The sequence below is a fragment of the Pseudomonas sp. AP42 genome (genome assembly GCF_001728935.1).
In the GTDB taxonomy this organism is placed as follows: Bacteria; Pseudomonadota; Gammaproteobacteria; order Pseudomonadales; family Pseudomonadaceae; genus Aquipseudomonas; species Aquipseudomonas lactis.
Genome location: NZ_LYSO01000057.1, coordinates 17504 through 36640, shown reverse-complemented (window position 1 = coordinate 36640; position 19137 = coordinate 17504). Strand labels below are relative to the sequence as shown.

The window sequence follows — 19137 nt, the reverse complement described above, 5'->3', positions numbered from 1 at the left end:
ACCGCAGCAATGGATATATACACAATCGAACTGCGTTGACTGTCAGGCCGCCTTCGCGAGCAAGCCCGCTCCCACAGTTTGATCGCGGGGCGTCAGATAGACAGGGGCCGGCTGTGAGGCCGTCATCGCAGGCAAGCCAGCTCCCACAATTTGATCGGGTTGTGTCAGGTAGATAGGCTTCGGCTGGCAGGCAGCCATCGCAGGCAAGCCAGCTCCCACAGGGGATCGCATTTCAATGTGGGAGCGGGCTTGCCCGCGATGGCGTCAGCCCAGGCGACACAAGGCCTAAACCATCCCCCCAAGCTTCAGCTCGCTCTTGAGATAGGCATAGTAAATCGGCCCCGCCACCACCCCCGGCAGGCCGAACGCCGCCTCAAACACCAGCATCGCCAACAGCAACTCCCACGACTTGGCACTGATCTGCCCGCCGACAATACGCGCGTTGAGGAAGTACTCGACCTTGTGGATCACGATCAAATACCCCAGCGCCGCCACCGCCACCCAGATCGACAGCGACAGCGCCACGATGGTGATCAGGGTGTTGGAGATCAGGTTGCCGATCACCGGCAGCAGGCCAAGCAGGAAGGTCAGCACGATCAGGGTCTTGGTCAAGGGCAGATGGATGCCACACAACGGCAGCACCACCGCCAGGAACACCGCGGTGAAGGCCGTGTTCAGCGCGGCGATCTTGATCTGGGCAAAAACGATGTTGCGAAACGCCTGGACCAGCAGGTGCAGGCGATCGAACAGTGCGGCGGCCAGGGGCTTGCGCTTGGTCAGGTCGGGCACGCGCTGCAAGGCGATGATCGCCCCCAGCACCATGCCAATCAGCAAGGTGACGAACATGTGGGCGGCGTCTTTGCCGACCAGTTGCAGTTCGCTCAGGTGCTTGCTCAGCCAATCGCCAATAGCCACGCGAAACTCCGCGGCGCTGGCGGGCAGGTAAGCGTCGATGGACGGCGGCAATTGGCCGCGCGCACGGTCGACCACGCCCATGAATTTATCCAGGGAAGCCCCGGGGTTTTCCGCTTCGTGAAGCAGGAAGCTGATGGCGCCGGCAAAGATCAAGGCCAGCACGCTGACGATCAGGGTGCCCAGCAAAGCCACCGCCAGCCAACGCGCGCGCCGGCCTTCGATCAGGCGTTGCAGTTGAGGGGTGAGCATGTTGACCAGCTCATAGACCAACAGGCCGGCCAGCAGGCTGGGCAGCAATTTCAGCGGCAGTACCAGCAGCAACCCGCCGAAAATGATGATGTAGCTGGACAGCAACAACACATGACGCTGAGAAAACGTTGGCATACAGCCTCAAAACAAACGGCGTTGAAGGATGTTGTAGGAGCGAGCTTGCTCGCGAAAAACGCAAGAGCGCCTCGTTTAGTCAGGGCGCCCGTGTGATCGTTCACGTTTTTCGCGAGCAAGCTCGCGCCTACAAAGGGGCTGTGTGCGAGTGTCGCAGCCTTCTATGGCCCGGGGCTATTATTTCTTCAGGCAGGTGCTCATGAAGGTTTTGCGTGCATCACCGGCCAAGGCTTGGGTTTTCGCCGACGCATTGCAGTCTTTCATCTTCTGCTGCTGCGGAGTCAGGGTCTTGGCGTCGTTGGCGGCAGGTGCCGACAGGCAGGTCTTCATGAAGGCCTTGCGGTCATCGCCCTTGAGCGTCTTGGTGGTGGCCTCGGCATTGCAGGTGGTCATTTTGTTCTGCTGGGCAGTGGCGGCAAAACCCTGGGCACACATCAGCAGGCCCATCATCAACAACGGAATACGCAGCATCTTCATGGAGTTTTCTCCCTGTTACCGTGCCGACGGGCACGGCCTACCGCGTAGTGTAGTCAAAACCTGTTACAACTTCACCGGCCACGAATATTCGCCCGTCGGTATTGCTCCGGCGTGCAGCCAGCGTGGCGCTGGAACATGGCGATAAACGCCGAGGCGGTGCTGTAGCCCAGATCAAACGCCACGTGTTGCACGCTGCGGTCGCTGTCCAGCGCTTCGATGGCCGCCAGGTAGCGCAGGCGCTGGCGCCATTCGCCAAAGCTCATGCCCAGCTCGCGCACAAACTGGCGCGCCAGGGTGCGCTCGCTCACATGCACCTTTTCGGCCCATTGCGCCAGCGGGCGATTATCTCCCGGCTCTGCCTGCATGCCCTCCAAGACCCCAAGCAATCCAGGGTGGCGGGCGTAGGGCAGGAAACAATCGTGGACCGGCGCCTGCCGGAGCTGGTCCACCAGCACTTGGGCCAGGCGGATGTCGGCGTCGGTGCGCGGTGCATTGACGTCGCGCAGAGCGAAATCCTTGAGGATCGCCTTGAGAATGTCGCTGATCGCCAACGTGCAAGGCTGCTGCGGCAACTGCTCGCACAGCTGCGGCGCCAGGCCTACGGAGTGGTAGACAATCGCCTCGGCATTGTAGGAGCTGTGCTCGGTATGCGGTGGCACCCACACCGCGTACTGCGGTGGCGACATAAAGCGATTACCCGCCACTTCCATGCGCATCACGCCGCTGGCCGAGTAATCCAGCGATCCCCAGGTGTGCTGGTGCGGGGTGCATTCGGTGTCCGGGGCAAAATCGGAGTACCGAAAGTACACCGGGCTTGGCAGGCGGGCGAAATCGGGCAGGCGGACGGTGTGTCGGGACATGTTGTCTGGATTCAACGCTCAGTTGTCTGGATCGCAGTATAGGCTTCGATCCAGACAGAGGATAATCCTGCCTCGTCAACACACTGGGTTTCTTTTCAATGCAATACGCGTATCCACTGCTGGCTATCCTTATCTGGGCCGGCAACACCGTGGTCAACAAATTGGCCGTGGGCTCGATCTTCCCGGCTGAAATCGGCTTTTATCGCTGGCTGTTCGCAGCGTTGCTGTTCACGCCGTTCATGCTCAAACCGGTGGTCGCCCACTGGCCGCAGATCCGCCCCAACCTGGGCAAGATCTTTATCCTCGGCGTGCTCGGCATGGCGGTGTATCAAAGCCTGGCTTATTACGCCGCGACGCTGACCAGCGCCACCAACATGGGCATTATCCTGTCGCTGATGCCATTGATGGCGCTGACTGCCGCGATCATCAGCCTTGGTCAACGCCTGACCTTTGGCGCCTTGACCGGCGCGGTGCTGTCGTTCGCAGGCGTGGTAGTGGTGGTATCAGCTGGCAGCCTGGGCGCGCTGTTGCAACATGGGGTCAACCTGGGCGACGGCATGATGCTGATTGCCACGCTGGCCTACGCGGTCTACAGCACCCTGCTGAAAAAATGGCAGCTGCGCCTGCCGCCGTTGGTGCTCCTGTATTTGCAGGTGCTGGTGGCGGTGGTGGTGCTGTTTCCGCTGTACCTGTTCTCGGCCAAGGCAGGTCTGGGCTGGGCGAATATCCCGCTGGTGCTGTATGCGTGCCTGCTGGCGTCGATGCTGGCGCCGTTGGCGTGGATGCACTCGGTGAAGACCCTGGGGCCAAGCCGTACCACGCTGTTTTTCAACCTGCTGCCCTTGATTACCGCGCTGATTGCGGCGCTGGTGCTCAAGGAAGAGTTGGCGCTGTATCACTTGGTGGGCGGTTTGCTGACCTTGGGTGGGGTGATTTTGTCGGAGCGTTGGACCACGCCGGTTGGCCGAAGGGTCAGCGTGGCCTGAGCCATCGCTATCGCAAGCAAGCCAGCGCCCACAGGGGAATGCATTTCAAAGGTAGGAGCTGGCTTGCCTGCGAAGAACGATAACGCGGCTGCCCGGTTAAACCCCGGCCGCCTTCAGCCGCCGGGCATGCTCGACAAACAAGCGGATCGGCTCGGCCCCCTTGCCCACCAGCCCCAGGGACTGGTTGACGATATCGAAGTGGTCCAAGGCGTAGTCATCGCCGATCACCGTGCCCAGGTGTGAGCTGTAACGCCCGACCAGGCCGTCACACTGGCCCTTCTCCCGCACAAAGCTGCGGGCGAACCAGCGGCAACTGCGATTTGTCCCATCCAGCAAGTTGCGCCCGCGGTCGGTCTTGCCCGGCTGCAAGATGCCGGACCACGAGTAATAGCGCACACCGTTGACCTCCTCCACTCCCTGCCCACCCCATTCCTGGGGCAACCCCTGGGGATATTGGCGATTGAACAGCGCCACACCCGCGCTGGTCAGGGACTGGTGCGAGGCCGGCAGATCGGCCTTGAAGCGCGGCCCGCGATAGCCGGTTTCCAACAGGCACATCACCCAGGCGGCCAAGTGAAACGCTGCGCTCATCAACCGGCCTTTGACGCTGTCGACCGGGTAATGGGCGTGGATATGATCGGCCAGTTCCGAGCCATGATTGGGCCCGGCCACCGAGGTCACCGAGGCCACCCATTGCGGGCGCGTGGCCGCCGCATAACGAGCGGTGAGCGAGCCCTGGCTATGCCCGATCAGGTTGACCTTGTCGGCGCCGGTCTCGCGCAGAATCCGCTCGATCTGCACCAGTAACTGCTCACCGCGCACCTCGCTGGAATCCAGCGGCGCAACCTGCACAGCAAATACCTGCGCCCCACCAGCCCGCAGCGCCGGGACGATGCCGTACCAGTAGGGGAACCACCCCAGGCGTACAAAACCCAGCATGCCGGGCACCAGCACCAAGGGGTAACGTGTAGCTAACGACTGCGGCATGGGCCTAACGTCCTTGATCCAGACGGAATAAAGTCAGGCTAGCCCACGCCCGCGACCAGAAGATGACACCCGCCGGCAAATCCAATAAAACTTTTTGCGCCGCCCAGGACTCACACCTGATAACGACCCCGCCGGCAGAGCGCGGCGTACAACCGGATTAGCCCCAGGAGATTGAAATGACTCAAGCACAATTGACTGACGTTGCAACCCTGCGCAGCCGCGCCCGCCAGAACGTCGAAAACGGCGCCGTGACCGAAGGCTACGACGCCGACCGCGAAGAAATCATCCGCCTGCTCAACGAGTCGCTGGCCACCGAACTGGTCTGCGTGCTGCGCTACAAGCGTCACTACTTCATGGCCAACGGCCTCAAGGCCAGCGTGGCTGCCGATGAGTTCCTGGAACATGCCACCCAGGAAGCCGAGCACGCCGACAAACTGGCCGAGCGCATTGTGCAGCTGGGCGGCGAGCCGGAGTTCAACCCCGACCTGCTGTCCAAGAACTCCCATGCGCAATACGTGGCCGGCAACACCTTGAAGGAAATGGTCTACGAAGACCTGGTGGCCGAGCGGATCGCGGTGGACAGCTACCGCGAGATCATCCAGTACATCGGTGATAAAGACCCGACGACCCGTCGCATCTTCGAAGACATCCTGGCCCAGGAAGAAGAACACGCCGACGATATGGCGGATATTCTGCAGGACCTGTAACCACCTACTGTAGGAGCGAGCTTGCTCGCGAAGAACGCACAGGCGCCGCGCTTTCTCAGGAAACACGCGTTATCGTTGACGTTTTTCGCGAGCAAGCTCGCTCCTACCTATTTTGGTTTCACTTAACAGTCTTGGGCGCCTTGCCTTCCTTCATCTGTTGCAGCAACGGTGCGCACTCATTGGGCTCGCCACCACTTGGGGCCACCAAGGCGAGCAAGCCCGCAGCAGGCCCGGCAATCACACCCAGAGCGACCATGCCCGCACCGCGCAGTGCCAGCGGGATGGCCTTGACCCCGGCATTGGGCTTGATGAACGGCCCGTTGACGTACAGCGGTGAACGCAGGGAGAACAGGCGAAAGCCCTTGGATTCCGGCGTGATGGTCAGGTCCAACTGCTCAGTGGCCATATTCGCGGTGCCATCGATGTAGATGATCGCGTTCTCGGTATCGAACACAAACAACCGCGTGGTCGCCAGGCCCGTCTTGATGCCAAAGTCCGCCGCCGCGCAGTTGATCTTCACTTCCTCGTCGCCGAACAGACGCCCCACCACGTAGTTGCCCACGTTGAGCCCGGCGATTTCCATCAGGCTTCGGCTGATGGCGCCATCGTTGATGAGCATCTTCAGGTCGCCATTGGAGGTGCCCAACAGTGCCGCCACGGAGTTACCGCGCCCGGCAATATCGGCGTCGCCGTTGAGTTCACCAAAGCTGGTTTTCATCGGTTCGAAGGTGGGGAACAACTGCTTGAGCTTGAAGTTACGCGCCGTGAGTTTGGCGCGACCTTCCATCGGCGTAGTGCGACCGTTCAAGCGAATCTGCGCATCGAGCTTGCCACCGGCCACGCCGAAACGCAGGGGTTCGAGGCTCAGTTGGCCGTCGTTGAGCACCAGGTGGGTGTAGAGATCAGTGAAGGGCAAATCGGCGCTGTGGACGATGCGTTTGCCAGTGAACTCGACGTCGGCATCCATATCGTGCCAACGCTCGGTGCGGAACTCCTCAACCGGCAGCACTTTGGTCGCCGGCTGTTTGCTTTCACCGCCACGGGCTTTTTGCTTGGCGTTGGAGTCCGCGCCGATCAAAGGCGCCAGGTCATCCATCAGCAACTGGTTGGACACCAGCGCGCCGCTGAGCTTGGGCCGTGGCTGGCTGGCGACATAGGCCAGGTCGCCGTGGATGTCGCTGTTGCCGATCTTGCCGTTGAAGTTCTCGTAGCGGAAGGAGGCGCCGCTGGCTTCATGCAGTTTGGCGATCAGATGGCCGTCGGTGGAATAGGCCGGCGAGTCCGGCAGGGTCACGCCGGTCAGCGGGTACAGGTTGCCCAGGCTGCTGCCCGACAGTTTCAGGCGCAGGTCCAGGGCGCCGAGGTTCAGCGGGTCGGTCAGGGTGCCGGCCAGAGCGATGCTGGTGTCCGCGATCTTGACCTGGGCTTGCAGCGGGAACGGCTTGGCCGCGTCCTGCAAGGCCAGCAAGCCACCGATCTTGCCTGTACCCGCAAGCTTCTGCCCGTGGTACTGGCCTTTGACCTTGAGGCCGAACGCGTAGTCCTGGGGCGCCGAGCCTTTTTCCAGGGCCTTCTTGGCATCGGCGTCGCCGACGATTTCGCCAAAGGGAATCGGCTTGCCCAGCGGGTCGATGATCACATCCAGCTGGGTCTTGAGGCTTTGATCGTCAAGGGTCACATGGCCTTTGTCGAAGCCGATGGCGCCGATGTCCACCACCCAGTTGGACGGTTCGGCGTTGGGGTCCTTGGGGTCGAACTTGAAGGTCCAGTTGGCGCGGCCATCCGCCAGGCGCTGCAACTGGGCACTGGGTTCGGTGAGGTCGATGCGCGGGATCACCACACGCTGCACCAGCAAGGCCAGGGGCGATATGCGCAGCTCAACCTTCTTGAGCGTGACCATCTGCGGTTGTTTCGACCAATCGGGGTTACCCAGGGTCAGGTCTTCGGCAATCACATGGGGCCACGGCACCCAGGCGCGCCAGCCGCCTTCATCGGGCTCACGCTGCCACACCACCGCGAGGTTGCCGTTAATGGCGAACGGACGATGCAGTTCTTCGGAGACCTTGGCATTGAGGGGCGGCTTGATGCGGTTCCAGTCGAAGAACACCAACACCAGTACCACGATGGCCATTAACAGAACGAAGCTGGCGCAGCTCCAAGCGACGATTTTACGAGTGCGCGTCATTGCACAGGACTCCTGAATACGACTGGCTGGGCAACAGCCTTTTAAACAACTTATAGGACTACGACTGGCAAAGTGCCTGGGGGTTTAACGCAACGGCGGATTTAGCCGAAAAAAGCGATTTTCCTGATCAACCAGACCATTTTTCCCATCGACGACGCACCATTGTTACCCAGGTTCGTGTCGAAAATACCCACATCGGTGCAAAGCCGCGGGCTTGAGAGGCTCGATCTAGAGCCTCCGAGGAGAACAATCAATTCTGTTGATTATTACCATTGTGTTTATGAACTTTTATATCGACTTATCAAGGGTAACATTAGCCCTGTACCCACTTTATCGCCCTCCCAAGGAGCAACCATCATGAAACGCCAATTACTCGCTACCGTTCTGTTATCTGTCCTGGCCTCCAGCGCCTTTGCCCTGCCAGCCGCCGAACAGGCCACCCCACAGAACAAAGCCCAAGCCGTGCAAACCAGCCAAACCGTAGCTCGCAGCGGTTCGCAAGAAGACGAAAACCGTGACTACGCCAAAGGCGCCGTGGCTGAAAATGGCTACAACCGCCTGCAAGAGAAAGGTCTGGTTGAAGGCGGTGCTGAACAAGCCAACAAACGCGCCTACACCGAAGGCGTTGCTGAAGGCGGTGCCGACCGTCTGCAAGAACTGCATCAAGCACAGAGCTAAGCCTGTGGTGGCCCAGAAAAGAGCCCGATCTGCCGATCGGGCTTTTGCTTTTATATAGACCGCGTCACGCCCCGCCCCTGCCAAGTTCGACGCCGGCAAAGCGCTTTTGCTAGAGTGCGTCGCTGTACTTGCCGACAAAGCTCATCCGCTCATGCTGCCCCGCGCCGAACAAAAGCAACAAACCCGCCTCGCCCTGATGGACGCAGCCCGCCATCTGATGGAGTGTGGCCGTGGGTTTGGCAGCCTGAGCCTGCGCGAAGTGGCCAAGACCGCGGGTATCGTGCCCACCGGTTTCTACCGCCATTTCGCCGACATGGACCAACTTGGGCTGGTATTGGTCAGCGAAGTTGGCCAGACCTTCCGCGCCACGATCCGCCTGGTGCGCCACAACGAATTCGTGATGGGCGGCATCATCGATGCCTCGGTGCGCATCTTTCTCGATGTGGTCTCGGCCAACCGTTCGCAATTTTTGTTTCTGGCCCGCGAACAGTACGGCGGCTGCTTGGCCGTGCGCCAAGCCATCGCCGCCCTGCGCGAAGACATCACCCGCGATTTGGCCGCCGACCTGACGTTGATGCCCAAGTTGCAGCACCTGGATGCGGAAGGTTTGCATGTGATGGCCGACCTGATCGTCAAGAGCGTGTTCGCCACCCTGCCCGATATCATCGACCCACCGGCCCACGCCTTGCCGGCCCACCTCACGCCCCAGGCGAAGATCACCCAACAACTGCGCTTTATCTTTATCGGCCTCAAGCATTGGCAAGGGCTGGGCAGCACCGAATAAAGCAATCAACCCGCCGTGTGGAAACGCTTGGCAGTGGTGTAGTGCTTGTTCCAGTAGCTATTGCTCAATGAGTCGATACGAATGGTTTTGCCGGTGCGCGGCGAATGGATGAATTTGCCTTGGCCGATATAAAGGCCGACATGGCTGACCTGGCCGCGCCCGTTGCCTTTGAAAAACACCGCATCCCCAGGCTTCAACGCATTGCGCTTGATGGTCGCCGCCGATGAGCGGTGCATGGCCGTGGTGGTGCGCGGTATCTGGATATTGGCCTGGGTCTTGAACAGGTACACCAGGAAGCTGCTGCAATCAAAGCCCTGCTCTGCAGAAGTGCCGCCCCACTTGTAGGGCGTGCCCAGCAACTCATGGGCGCGGTCGATCACGTCGTCGATGGAGGCCGGCTTGAGGCTTTGCAGCGACGAACCGAAGGTGGCGCGAGGCTGAAAGTTGGCCGATGCCGATGAAATAAAGAAGGTCAGGCTGACCAGGCATATACAGAAAATTGATCGAAGCATGATAAACGTCGCGGTGGCATTAAACAGGGCGCATAGCCTAAAGAACCCTCAAGTAATCTCATGAACTCCAAATCCTCATGATTCGTAGGACAAATCCTAAAAACCGCCTACTGAGAAAAAGATGAAAGAAATTTCATCAAGCTGAGCGCCACCATCAACGCAAAACGCCCTTCGCCGGTGCTATAAACATCGACACGCACCAAATTGATACACGCACCGAATTATCCGACGCCCTATTGAGCAGCATGCCTGCCTGACTACAGGGAATTCCTACTCAATTCCATGATTGGCAAGCCCCTTGCTCTAGGTCTTTCATCGCTCACAGCTGGAAGCTCTCTGATGCTGGTGATACACCGCCGAATCGCCCCCCAAGCCCTCTGGGCCGCCGAGTTGCTGCTCAACTTCGAAGCCCGCAGCAAAAGCCGTCTGCGCTGTTTCAGTGCCGACGGTGAAGACGTCGGCCTGTTTTTGGAGCGGGGCCAGCCGCCCTTGCACGATGGCGAATTCCTACAGGCAGAAGACGGACGCGTCGTACGGGTGTGCGCCCGTCCTGAACAACTGCTGCACGTCACCTGCCGCAATGCCTTTGAGCTGACCCGTGCCGCCTATCACCTGGGCAATCGCCATGTGGCCCTGCAAGTCGGTGACGGCTGGCTGCGCCTGCTCGATGACTACGTGCTCAAGGCCATGCTTGAACAGCTAGGCGCCCATGCGCAGACCATAGAAGCGCCGTTTCAACCCGAGCACGGCGCCTATGGCGGTGGCCATCATCACTCACGCCATGGCGATGAAGACTTCAACTACGCGCCCAAGCTGCATCAGTTCGGCGTGCGTCTATGAACCCAGCCTGGGCGCTGCTACGCCTGGCCAGTCCGCAATTGCCGATTGGCGGCTACAGCTATTCCCAGGGCCTGGAAATGGCGGTGGACAACGGCCGCGTACAGGACGCCGCGAGCGCCCGACGCTGGATCAGTGACCAGTTGCTGCTCAACCTGGCGCGTTTCGAAGCGCCGCTGTTGCTCGCCCATTGCCGCGCCGCCGCTGAGCAGGACTGGGCCCAACTGGCGCAGTGGTGCGACGAGCACCGCGCCAGCCGTGAGACCCGCGAGCTGTATCAGGAGAGCCGCCAGATGGGCTACTCCTTGCAACAACTGCTCAACGGCTTGCCGGAACTGGACGACAGCGCCCGTGACTTTCTCGCCCAACGCGACGAACCGCACCTGGCCCTTGGCTGGGCCTTGGCCGCGCGCGCCTGGCACATCAGCCCTGGCGATGCCCTTGCCGCCTGGCTGTGGAGCTGGCTGGAAAACCAATTGGCGGTGCTGATGAAAACCCTGCCATTGGGCCAGCAAGCCGCCCAGCGCCTGACCAGCGAACTGCTGCCGCTGCTGCAACAAGCCCAGCAGGATGCCGAACGCATCAACCCTAACCATTTGGGCAGCGCCGCTTTTGGCCTGTCCCTGGCGTGCATGGCCCACGAGCGCCAGTACAGCCGCCTGTTCCGTTCCTGATTGTGGAGAAGCACATGAACACACAACCCCTGCGCGTTGGTATCGGCGGCCCGGTAGGCTCGGGCAAGACTGCCCTGACCCTGGCCCTGTGCCTGGCGCTGCGCGATCGCTATAACCTGGCAGTGGTCACCAACGACATCTATACCCGCGAAGACGCCGACTTCCTGGTGCGCAACCAGGCCCTGGCGCCGGAGCGCATCATCGGCGTGGAAACCGGTGGTTGCCCGCACACGGCGATTCGCGAAGACGCCTCGATCAACCTGGAGGCCGTGGACCAACTCAACCGCCGTTTTCCGGGCCTGGACCTGATTCTGGTGGAGTCCGGCGGCGACAACCTGTCGGCTACCTTCAGCCCGGAACTGTCGGACCTGACCATCTATGTGATCGATGTGTCTGCGGGCGACAAGCTGCCACGCAAGGGCGGGCCCGGTATTTGCAAATCCGACCTGCTGGTGATCAACAAGATCGACCTGGCCCCGCTGGTCGGCGCCTCGCTGGAACTGATGAACAGCGACACCCAGCGCATGCGCAACGGCAAACCCTTTGTGTTCAGCAACCAGAAAACCGGGGTCGGCCTGGATGACATTGTCGCCTTCATCGAACGCCAGGGCCTGCTGACCGCCGCCTGATCAACCCATAAGGAACCTGTCCATGAGACTCAACAGACTTTTCGCCGCCGCCGCGCTGCTGCTCGCCCCGGCCCTGGCCTTCGCCCATCCGGGCCACGGCGACAATGGCCTGGTGGCCGGTATCAGCCATCCCCTGGGCGGCCTCGATCACTTGCTGGCCATGCTTGCGGTGGGCCTCTGGGCTGCGCAGCAAAAAGGCGCCGCGCGCTGGGCACTGCCGTGCACCTTCGTCGGCACCATGCTGATCGGCGGCGTGCTGGGTTTTGAAGGGCTGCAACTGCCGGCGCTGGAAAGCGGGATTGCCGCCTCGGTGCTGGCGTTGGGCCTGGCGGTAGCATTGGCGGTACGGCCACCGCTGTTCGTGGCGGTAGGCGCCACGGCCCTGTTTGCACTGTTTCACGGCGTGGCCCATGGCCTGGAACTGCCGGATATGACCAGCCCTTGGGCGTATGCGGCTGGGTTTGTGGGGGCGACTGCCGTGTTGCACGCTGCGGGTTATGCGGTGGTGCGCTTTTTACCGGCGGCTGCAGCGCCACTGGTGCGAGTGGCCGGGGCGGCTTCGGCGGCGACTGGGGTTTGGTTGCTGGCGGGCTGATCGTCAGCGCCTGTAAGGGCCTCATCGCAGGCAAGCCAGCTCCCACATTTGAGAGGGTTCACACTTCAAAAATGTGGGAGCGGGCTTGCCCGCGATAGCGCCAGTACAAACACCACCGATCCCAAGCCTGCTACCATGCGCGGCAAACACCCCTGCCGTGACGACGCCAGCCAATGCCCATCGCTTCCCCCTCTTCCCTGACGCCTGTGCTCACGCACTTCCATGACCTGATCGTGCCCCTCTGGCAAGGCCCGGGCTGGAATGCCGACCTGGCACTGCCCTTTGAGGCCCTGGACGCCGACCACCAGCCTCTGCCCCCACAGCGCTATCGCGCCATGGCCTGCGCCCGGCAGTTGTACCTGTTCGCCAGCCTGATCGGCGAGCCCGGCGCGGCGTTCGCCGAAGAACGTGCGGCGGCGCTGTTTCGCTCCCTGCAACGGCACTTTCATGATGCCGAACACGGTGGCTGGTTCTACAGCATCGACCCCGCCGGCCAGCCGCTGGACAAGCGCAAAGACCTCTACACCCACGCCTTCATTATTTTTGCCTGCGCCCATTACTGGGCCAAGGTGCGTGAACCGCTGGTAGAGTCGGTGCTCAACGCCGCCCTGGAAGTCGTCGCCCAACGCTTTGCCACCGGCGACGGGTTGTACGAGGCGGTACTGGAGCGCAACTGGGCCTCGCTCAACGCAGGCCCTTTGCAAAACCCGTTGATGCACTTGGCAGAAGGTTTCCTGGCCACCCTCGCGGTGCGTGAGGATGCCGAGGTACAAGCGGCCCTGCTGGCATTGGCGACGGCCATGCAGCAACGCTTCATCGACCGCGAGCACGGCGTGATGATGGAAAAACCTTTGGGCGCTGTGGATAACTGGTTTGAGCCGGGGCACCAGTTCGAATGGTTCTTTTTGCTCGAATCTTCAGCTGTGCTGCGCGGCACCGCGCTGCATGGGTCGCTGACACGGGCATTTGCCTATGCCGAGCACAAGGGTGTGGATAAGTTAAGCGGCGCGGTCAGCGGCATGCTCGCGCTGGATGGCACGGTGCGCGACGGTACCCAACGGATCTGGGCGCACGCGGAGTACCTGCGAGCACTGACCTTGCGGCCAGGTAGCGAAGCAGTGCTGTTGCGTCAGTTGCAGGCGTTGCAACAGCGCTTTTTGCATGCAAAGGGTTGGCATGAATGCCTGGATGCCGAGGGTAAGGTGAGCCGGCGGGATATGCCTTCGACAACGCCTTATCATTTAGCGACTTGCTATCAGGGCTTGGTCCAGCATCTGGGCTGACCTGCTGGGCCCCATCGCAGGCAAGCCAGCTCCCACAGTTGATAGTGTTCGCACATTTAAATGTGGGAGCTGGCTTGCCTGCGATAGCCTCACCTCGCTCTAACAGACTTTAGGCAATCCACTTGCGATCCCCAGTAAAACTGATCGTCAACCACCGCGCCGCATCCGCCGCCCCCAGCCCTGTGGATATCTCCTCACGCAGCCCATCAAGGGTGGCGACGTTATCTACCGGGTAATCCGCCGGCAGCACCACATGAATCTCGATAAACCGCGCGCGCCCGTGCTTCTGCACATAGGACACGTAGTCGTCGAAACCATGCTTGGCCTGCGCCGCGTCCATCACTTCGCGGACCTTGTCGTCCAAATGATCCGGCGCGATGCCCAATACTTCGCGCAACGCTGGGCGCAAAATCTTGAATGCCGGCGCCAGCATGCTCAGGGCCAGCAGGATCAGGATCAACGGGTCGACGTAGACCGCCCACTCGCCATAGCCCTGGGACTTTAGCAACAGCGCGGCCAGGAAGCTGATCAGCAAACCCACCGACAGCATCGCGTCCACCAGCCAGCTGATGTTGTCGAACTGGATCAATGACGACTTGAGTGTGCGATTGCGGTAGCGCACATAGAAGAAGTACGCGAACTCCACGACGGTAAACACCGCCGCATAAATGATCACCAGCCCCAACTCGATTTCGCGCCCGCCATTGATAATGCCGAACACGCCATTGAGGAACGCGTAGATGGCGATCAACAGCAGGAAACTGCCTTCTATCAACAGCACCATCGGCTCCAGGTGCCAATAGCCGAACTGGAAGCGCTCGTTGCTTTTCTTGGCGATCAGCTTGGCCGTGATCAGCATCAGCACCTTGATGGCGGTGGCGATCAGCGAGAAAAAGCCGTCGAACAGAATGGATTGGGCGCCGGATATCACACCCGTGACAATCCCTGCGATCGCGACTGCGAACATCAGGATAGTCGATTGTTTGAGCAGTGCCTGCTCACCTCGGTTACTCACATTGCCTCCTGTCAAAACCTTTAAACCGCTGGGTGCGGTGGGGTTTTCAGGCGGGCAGTGTACCTTATGCCGCATTTTGGCCGATTTGACGCCATTTGTTGGAGCGAGCTTGCTCGCGAAAAACCTGAGCGCGCCGCGTGCATTCAGGATACCCGCGTCATCGTTAACGTTTTTCGCGAGCAAGCTCGCTCCTACAGTGTGTGGCGCAGGTGCTTAGCCCTTGGCCCCACGCTCAATCGCAAACCCAGCCCAGGTCTGGCTCACCGGCATCAACTCCAGGCGGTTGATGTTCACGTGCGCCGGGGTGTTCATCACCCAGAAAATCGTATCGGCAATATCCTGTGGCTGGATCGGTTCGGCACCTGCATAGGTGGCGTCGTAACGTGCCTGGTCACCGCCGAAGCGCACCAGGGAGAACTCGCTTTCACACAAGCCCGGCTCGATATTGGTCACCCGTACGCCGGTGCCTTGCAAGTCGCAGCGCAGGTTCAACGAGAACTGCTTCACGAACGCCTTGGAACCGCCGTATACATGGCTGCCCGGGTACGGATAGTTACCGGCGATGGAACCCAGGTTGATGATCCCGGCACCGCGGCCATGGGCAATCAGGCGCGGCAACAGCAGGTTAGTGGTGGTCAGCAGGCCCTTGATGTTGGTATCGACCATGGTTTCCCAATCGTCGAGGTCGCACTTGGGTGCAGGGTCGGTGCCCACGGCGAGACCTGCGTTGTTGATCAGGCCGCGCAGCGTGGCGAACGACGGCGGCAGGTTGGCGATGGCCTCCTCCATGCCTTTACGGTCGCGCACATCCACCACCAGGCCATGCACTTCGGTCTGCTTGGAAAGCTCTTCGACCAAAGCGTTCAAACGCTCGGCACGACGACCGGTGAGCACCAGTTTCCAGCCGGCTTCGGCAAAACGACGGGCACAGGCTTCGCCGAAACCTGAAGTGGCGCCAGTGATAAACAGCGTGTCGGACATGGTGTTCTCCTTGCGGGCATCGGGAAAAAAACAGCCAGCAGAATGCCCTTACGCCGCCGTTGCGGCAACCGCTATGCACGCACATGCCTGCGCAACTGGTCATTTTTTAATCAACACTATTAAAGCCTTATAAACCGTGGCTTGCAGCCATATGCGCGCAGGTTATCCACAACTGCGCCCACAGTCTTTGGGGGCAAGTGCAAATGGCTCAAAGCCGCTGTGTACAAGGGTTGCAGGCGGTTTTAGAAAGTTTTTTGCTTGACCTGGGGGAACGCCTATGTAGGCACTGACAAATGCAGAAAAACACAACGATGGCTCCAGGCCAGTCATTCCGGCCCCTGCGCGCGTCTTTCCAGAGTTTAGTCACAGACTTATCCACAGGCAGGAATGACTTATTTGGTTCATATACCTGTGTCTTTAAACAGGTTGACAAACCCCTGGGGCGCTCGTGAAAAACACACTGATCAAAAAACAACCACAGAGCTGTAAGCCACGTAGTTAAAGGCTTTCAGCCAGCTACTCCCACGTTACCCACAGCCGGTTCCACAGTGGATGGGGACAAGTCAAAACTGTGACAAAACAGGGATTTGCGGCGGCTATATGTCGCGCTTTTGAGGTGGGCTGGATTTGTTTTCCACAATTTGGCGCTAGCCTTGTGAACACCGCAAAACAACTGTGGGAGCGGCCTTGCTCGCGAATGCGGTGTGTCAGTCAAAACATCTGATACTGGTACACCGCATTCGCGAGCAAGCCCGCTCCCACAGGGGAACCGCGCCGCTTTAGGTCAGTGACCGCCCAGGTAGGCGTTGCGCACTTCCTCGTTCACCAGCAACTCCTTGCCGGTGCCCGTCAGGCGGATCTCACCGTTGACCATCACATAGGCCCGGTCCGACAGGCGCAGCGCATGGTTGGCGTTCTGCTCCACCAGGAAGATGGTCATCCCGGTGGACGCCAGTTCGCGCAGGGTGGAAAAGATCTGCTTCACCACAATCGGCGCCAACCCCAGGCTTGGCTCATCGAGCAGCAACAGCTTGGGCCGGCTCATCAGCGCACGGGCGATGGCGAGCATTTGCTGCTCACCACCGGACATGGTCATCGCCCGCTGGTTGCGCCGCTCCTTGAGCCTGGGGAACAGCTCAAACATGCGCTGCATGTCTTCACTGGCGAACTTGTCGCCAATAGGGATGGTGCCCATCAGCAGGTTTTCCTCGACGGTCATGTCAGGGAACACCCGCCGCCCTTCCGGCGACTGCGCAATGCCGTTGGAAGCGATGTAGTGGGACGACTTGTGAGTGATGTCGACGCCGTTGTAGAGGATCTGCCCCGACTCGGCCCGAGGCTGACCGAAGATCGACATCAGCAACGTGGATTTACCCGCGCCATTGGAGCCGATCAGGCTGACGGTTTCGCCTTCGTTGATGTGCAGCGAGACTTTTTTCAGGGCCTGGATCGGGCCGTAGAACACGTCCAGGTCCTTCATTTCGAGGATAGGTGCACTCATACCAGCTCCTCTTCATCCGCGCCCAGGTAGGCGGCGATCACTTTCGGGTCGTTGCGGATCGCGTCCGGGCCGCCTTCGGCAATCACGTTGCCGTGGTCCAGCACCACAATGTGGTCGGAAATACTCATCACCATGCCCATGTCGTGTTCGATCAGCACCACCGTGAGGTCGTGTTCGTCGCGCAGCAGGCGAATCATCGCGCTGAGGGCTTCGGTTTCCTGAGGGTTGAGGCCCGCTGCCGGTTCATCCAGGCAGATGATCTGCGGCCGCGTGCACATGGCGCGGGCGATCTCCAGGCGGCGCTGCTGGCCGTAGGAGAGCTCGCCGGCCAGGCGGTTGGCGCAGTCCACCAGGTCGACCACTTCCAGCCAGTAGAACGCGCAATCCAGCGCATCGCTTTCGGCCTTGCGGTAGCCCTTGGTGTTGAGGATGCCGGCAAGCATGTTGCGGTTGACCCACATGTGCTGGGCCACCAGCAGGTTTTCCAGCACCGACATTTCCTTGAACAGGCGAATGTTTTGGAAGGTGCGCGCAAGGCCCGCGCGATTCACCAGGTGGGTGCCGCCGAACATCTTGTAGTACACACGGCTGAGGAAGCTTTTGGGCGATACGAAGTCGGTGGCCTCAAAGCGCTCGCCGAGCAGTTGGATGACGTTGGTTTGCTTGCCTCGCACGTTGAGTTCGATCTTGCCGCCACTGGCTTTGTAGAAGCCAGTGAGGCAGTTGAACACCGTGGTCTTGCCGGCGCCGTTGGGGCCGATCAGGGCGAAGATCGAGTTGCGTTTGACCTGCAGGCTCACATCACTGAGGGCCTTGATGCCACCGAAGTGCATCATCAGGTGTTCGACGGACAGCACGACTTCCTTGCTCATGGCGCTACCCCTTTGCGTGGCGTCACGCCGGTACGGCTGATGCGAATCAAGCCGCGCGGTCGCCAGATCATCATCACCACCATCAGCACCCCAAACAGCAGTACGCGGTATTCAGAGAAGCTGCGCAGCAGCTCCGGCGCAACGGTCAACACGAACGCCGCGATCACCACGCCGACCGTCGAGCCCATGCCGCCCAACACCACGATGGCGAGGATTAACGCCGACTCAAAGAACGTAAAAGACGACGGGTTGACGAAGCCTTGGTAGCTGGCAAAGAACACCCCGGCCAAACCGGCCGTGGACGCGCCGATGGTGAAGGCCGAGAGTTTGACCAGCACATGGTTCAGGCCCATGGAGCGGCAGGCGATTTCATCTTCGCGCAGCGCTTCCCAGGCGCGACCGACCGGCATGCGCGTCAGGCGATGCTTGATGTACAGCACGGCCAGCACCACCAAGAACAGCACGATGTAGATGAACATGAACTTGATATTAGGGTTGTAATCGATGCCGAAAAACTCGTGAAACGGAATGCCGCCATCCTTTGCACGCTTGCCGAACTCCAGACCCAGAAAGGTCGGTGACGGCACCGGCATACCGTTCGGGCCGCCGGTAAACGACAGCCAGTTGTTGAGCACCAGGCGAATGATTTCACCAAAACCCAGGGTCACGATGGCCAGGTAGTCACCGTGCATTCGCAGCACCGGGAAGCCGAGTATGCACCCCGCCAACGCCGCCGCGATGGCCGCCAGTGGCAGCACGGTCCAGAAGCCCAGGCCCAGGTATTGATAACCCAGCGCCAGGCCGTAGGCACCGATGGCGTAGAAGGCCACGTAACCCAGGTCGAGCAGGCCCGCCAGGCCCACCACGATGTTCAACCCCAGGCCGAGCAACACGTAGATCAGCCCTAGGATCACCACGGTCAGCAGGTACTTGTTGGCAAAGATCGGGAACACGATGGCGATCACGATCAGCGCCGGGATGATCCAGCGCAGCCGCGACTTGTAGTCCGGTGGCAGCACGTGCACGCCGGAGCCGCTGCTCTCAAATCCTTGAAGGATTTTCACACCCTTGGGGGTTTGCAGGAACAGGCTCAGGGCAAAGCGCCCGGCCATGACGATGGCGACCAGCACGGCAACCCGCGCAGGTTCCAGGTTGAAGCTGTAGCCGTCGAGCACCACGCCGACAATCGGGCCGAACACGATCAGCGAAATCAGCCCCGCGAGCACCGTATCGACCACACTTTTCTTGATATCAATGGATTTGGCAGCAGACATG

20 protein-coding genes are annotated in these 19137 nt (G+C 60.5%); 9 read left to right on the top strand and 11 right to left on the bottom strand.

The features are described 5' to 3' along the window. Positions 1-285 precede the first annotated feature (285 nt). The 3 genes from A7K61_RS19075 to A7K61_RS19065 all read right to left on the bottom strand — a co-directional run bounded on the left by A7K61_RS19075 (position 286) and on the right by A7K61_RS19065 (position 2636). The gene (locus tag A7K61_RS19075; RefSeq protein WP_003188124.1) at positions 286-1299 is read right to left on the bottom strand and encodes an AI-2E family transporter; all 1014 of its coding nucleotides are present in this window, start codon (positions 1297-1299) and stop codon (positions 286-288) included. Positions 1300-1476: 177 nt separating this feature from the next. After that, positions 1477-1776 carry a PsiF family protein gene (locus A7K61_RS19070; protein WP_003188123.1) on the bottom strand — a complete coding sequence of 100 codons (300 nt, stop codon included), beginning with the start codon at positions 1774-1776 and terminating at the stop codon, positions 1477-1479. A gap of 71 nt (positions 1777-1847) precedes the next feature. After that, the gene (locus A7K61_RS19065) at positions 1848-2636 is read right to left on the bottom strand and encodes a helix-turn-helix transcriptional regulator (RefSeq protein WP_069558144.1); all 789 of its coding nucleotides are present in this window, start codon (positions 2634-2636) and stop codon (positions 1848-1850) included. A 98-nt stretch (positions 2637-2734) separates the two neighbouring features. On the opposite strand from A7K61_RS19065, the gene A7K61_RS19060 reads away from it, so the two are divergent. Beyond that, complete coding sequence (locus A7K61_RS19060) at positions 2735-3622, top strand: DMT family transporter (RefSeq protein WP_069558143.1); 888 nt, start codon at positions 2735-2737, stop codon at positions 3620-3622. Positions 3623-3718: 96 nt separating this feature from the next. Here the strand turns inward: A7K61_RS19060 and A7K61_RS19055 are convergent, their stop codons facing one another. Further along, positions 3719-4609 carry a triacylglycerol lipase gene (locus tag A7K61_RS19055; RefSeq protein ID WP_069558142.1) on the bottom strand — a complete coding sequence of 297 codons (891 nt, stop codon included), beginning with the start codon at positions 4607-4609 and terminating at the stop codon, positions 3719-3721. A 176-nt stretch (positions 4610-4785) separates the two neighbouring features. Between A7K61_RS19055 and A7K61_RS19050 the strand changes: the two genes are divergently transcribed. Further along, complete coding sequence (locus A7K61_RS19050) at positions 4786-5316, top strand: bacterioferritin (protein WP_003188119.1); 531 nt, start codon at positions 4786-4788, stop codon at positions 5314-5316. Between the two features lie 118 nt (positions 5317-5434). On the opposite strand, the gene A7K61_RS19045 is transcribed toward A7K61_RS19050, so the two are convergent. Continuing rightward, entirely contained in the window at positions 5435-7501 is a 2067-nt protein-coding gene (locus tag A7K61_RS19045; RefSeq protein WP_044271037.1) for an AsmA family protein, read from the bottom strand. 357 nt (positions 7502-7858) lie between these two features. On the opposite strand from A7K61_RS19045, the gene A7K61_RS19040 reads away from it, so the two are divergent. Together A7K61_RS19040 and A7K61_RS19035 are read left to right on the top strand one after the other, a co-directional pair. Then, entirely contained in the window at positions 7859-8179 is a 321-nt protein-coding gene (locus A7K61_RS19040) for a hypothetical protein (protein WP_003188116.1), read from the top strand. Between the two features lie 151 nt (positions 8180-8330). Beyond that, the gene (locus tag A7K61_RS19035) at positions 8331-8963 is read left to right on the top strand and encodes a TetR family transcriptional regulator (protein WP_003188114.1); all 633 of its coding nucleotides are present in this window, start codon (positions 8331-8333) and stop codon (positions 8961-8963) included. A 5-nt stretch (positions 8964-8968) separates the two neighbouring features. Here the strand turns inward: A7K61_RS19035 and A7K61_RS19030 are convergent, their stop codons facing one another. Next, on the bottom strand, positions 8969-9475 hold the full coding sequence (locus A7K61_RS19030) for a C40 family peptidase (RefSeq protein ID WP_003188113.1): 507 nt from the start codon (positions 9473-9475) through the stop codon (positions 8969-8971). 339 nt (positions 9476-9814) lie between these two features. Between A7K61_RS19030 and ureE the strand changes: the two genes are divergently transcribed. From ureE to A7K61_RS19005, 5 genes are all read left to right on the top strand, one after another. Further along, on the top strand, positions 9815-10315 hold the full coding sequence (gene ureE, locus A7K61_RS19025) for an urease accessory protein UreE (protein WP_047712454.1): 501 nt from the start codon (positions 9815-9817) through the stop codon (positions 10313-10315). Beyond that, on the top strand, positions 10312-10986 hold the full coding sequence (locus tag A7K61_RS19020) for an urease accessory protein UreF (RefSeq protein WP_047712453.1): 675 nt from the start codon (positions 10312-10314) through the stop codon (positions 10984-10986). The genes ureE and A7K61_RS19020 overlap by 4 nt, the downstream gene beginning before the upstream one ends. 14 nt (positions 10987-11000) lie before the next feature. Beyond that, positions 11001-11615 (top strand): urease accessory protein UreG, encoded by a 615-nt coding sequence (ureG, locus tag A7K61_RS19015; RefSeq protein ID WP_003188109.1) that lies wholly within the window; start codon positions 11001-11003, stop codon positions 11613-11615. 22 nt (positions 11616-11637) lie between these two features. Further along, positions 11638-12210, top strand: coding sequence for a HupE/UreJ family protein (locus A7K61_RS19010; protein ID WP_034125669.1), 573 nt, complete (start codon positions 11638-11640; stop codon positions 12208-12210). A 173-nt stretch (positions 12211-12383) separates the two neighbouring features. Beyond that, a complete protein-coding gene (locus tag A7K61_RS19005; RefSeq protein WP_069558141.1) occupies positions 12384-13493 on the top strand; it encodes an AGE family epimerase/isomerase in 1110 nt (369 codons plus the stop codon). Between the two features lie 109 nt (positions 13494-13602). Here the strand turns inward: A7K61_RS19005 and A7K61_RS19000 are convergent, their stop codons facing one another. The 5 genes from A7K61_RS19000 to livM form a co-directional block, all read right to left on the bottom strand. Continuing rightward, the gene (locus A7K61_RS19000) at positions 13603-14508 is read right to left on the bottom strand and encodes a cation diffusion facilitator family transporter (RefSeq protein ID WP_003188105.1); all 906 of its coding nucleotides are present in this window, start codon (positions 14506-14508) and stop codon (positions 13603-13605) included. Between the two features lie 213 nt (positions 14509-14721). Continuing rightward, positions 14722-15489 carry an SDR family oxidoreductase gene (locus A7K61_RS18995; RefSeq protein WP_003188104.1) on the bottom strand — a complete coding sequence of 256 codons (768 nt, stop codon included), beginning with the start codon at positions 15487-15489 and terminating at the stop codon, positions 14722-14724. Positions 15490-16273: 784 nt separating this feature from the next. Beyond that, on the bottom strand, positions 16274-16990 hold the full coding sequence (locus A7K61_RS18990; protein ID WP_005784287.1) for an ABC transporter ATP-binding protein: 717 nt from the start codon (positions 16988-16990) through the stop codon (positions 16274-16276). Then, entirely contained in the window at positions 16987-17862 is an 876-nt protein-coding gene (locus A7K61_RS18985) for an ABC transporter ATP-binding protein (RefSeq protein ID WP_003188102.1), read from the bottom strand. Before A7K61_RS18985 ends, A7K61_RS18990 begins: the two co-directional genes overlap by 4 nt. Next, positions 17859-19136: a high-affinity branched-chain amino acid ABC transporter permease LivM gene (livM, locus tag A7K61_RS18980; RefSeq protein WP_003188100.1), complete on the bottom strand. Its 1278-nt coding sequence runs from the start codon at positions 19134-19136 to the stop codon at positions 17859-17861. The genes A7K61_RS18985 and livM overlap by 4 nt, the downstream gene beginning before the upstream one ends. Between the last annotated feature and the right edge of the window lies 1 nt (position 19137).

What these genes read in the sequence shown, in the direction of transcription:
- A7K61_RS18985 (WP_003188102.1), bottom strand. Translation starts at nt 17,862, where the DNA reads ATGAGCAAGGAAGTCGTGCTGTCCGTCGAACACCTGATGATGCACTTC.
- A7K61_RS19075 (WP_003188124.1), bottom strand. Translation starts at nt 1,299, where the DNA reads ATGCCAACGTTTTCTCAGCGTCATGTGTTGTTGCTGTCCAGCTACATC.
- A7K61_RS18990 (WP_005784287.1), bottom strand. Translation starts at nt 16,990, where the DNA reads ATGAGTGCACCTATCCTCGAAATGAAGGACCTGGACGTGTTCTACGGC.
- A7K61_RS18995 (WP_003188104.1), bottom strand. Translation starts at nt 15,489, where the DNA reads ATGTCCGACACGCTGTTTATCACTGGCGCCACTTCAGGTTTCGGCGAA.
- livM (WP_003188100.1), bottom strand. Translation starts at nt 19,136, where the DNA reads ATGTCTGCTGCCAAATCCATTGATATCAAGAAAAGTGTGGTCGATACG.
- A7K61_RS19040 (WP_003188116.1), top strand. Translation starts at nt 7,859, where the DNA reads ATGAAACGCCAATTACTCGCTACCGTTCTGTTATCTGTCCTGGCCTCC.
- A7K61_RS19020 (WP_047712453.1), top strand. Translation starts at nt 10,312, where the DNA reads ATGAACCCAGCCTGGGCGCTGCTACGCCTGGCCAGTCCGCAATTGCCG.
- A7K61_RS19010 (WP_034125669.1), top strand. Translation starts at nt 11,638, where the DNA reads ATGAGACTCAACAGACTTTTCGCCGCCGCCGCGCTGCTGCTCGCCCCG.
- A7K61_RS19055 (WP_069558142.1), bottom strand. Translation starts at nt 4,609, where the DNA reads ATGCCGCAGTCGTTAGCTACACGTTACCCCTTGGTGCTGGTGCCCGGC.
- ureE (WP_047712454.1), top strand. Translation starts at nt 9,815, where the DNA reads ATGCTGGTGATACACCGCCGAATCGCCCCCCAAGCCCTCTGGGCCGCC.
- ureG (WP_003188109.1), top strand. Translation starts at nt 11,001, where the DNA reads ATGAACACACAACCCCTGCGCGTTGGTATCGGCGGCCCGGTAGGCTCG.
- A7K61_RS19045 (WP_044271037.1), bottom strand. Translation starts at nt 7,501, where the DNA reads ATGACGCGCACTCGTAAAATCGTCGCTTGGAGCTGCGCCAGCTTCGTT.
- A7K61_RS19035 (WP_003188114.1), top strand. Translation starts at nt 8,331, where the DNA reads ATGCTGCCCCGCGCCGAACAAAAGCAACAAACCCGCCTCGCCCTGATG.
- A7K61_RS19070 (WP_003188123.1), bottom strand. Translation starts at nt 1,776, where the DNA reads ATGAAGATGCTGCGTATTCCGTTGTTGATGATGGGCCTGCTGATGTGT.
- A7K61_RS19060 (WP_069558143.1), top strand. Translation starts at nt 2,735, where the DNA reads ATGCAATACGCGTATCCACTGCTGGCTATCCTTATCTGGGCCGGCAAC.
- A7K61_RS19030 (WP_003188113.1), bottom strand. Translation starts at nt 9,475, where the DNA reads ATGCTTCGATCAATTTTCTGTATATGCCTGGTCAGCCTGACCTTCTTT.
- A7K61_RS19065 (WP_069558144.1), bottom strand. Translation starts at nt 2,636, where the DNA reads ATGTCCCGACACACCGTCCGCCTGCCCGATTTCGCCCGCCTGCCAAGC.
- A7K61_RS19005 (WP_069558141.1), top strand. Translation starts at nt 12,384, where the DNA reads ATGCCCATCGCTTCCCCCTCTTCCCTGACGCCTGTGCTCACGCACTTC.
- A7K61_RS19050 (WP_003188119.1), top strand. Translation starts at nt 4,786, where the DNA reads ATGACTCAAGCACAATTGACTGACGTTGCAACCCTGCGCAGCCGCGCC.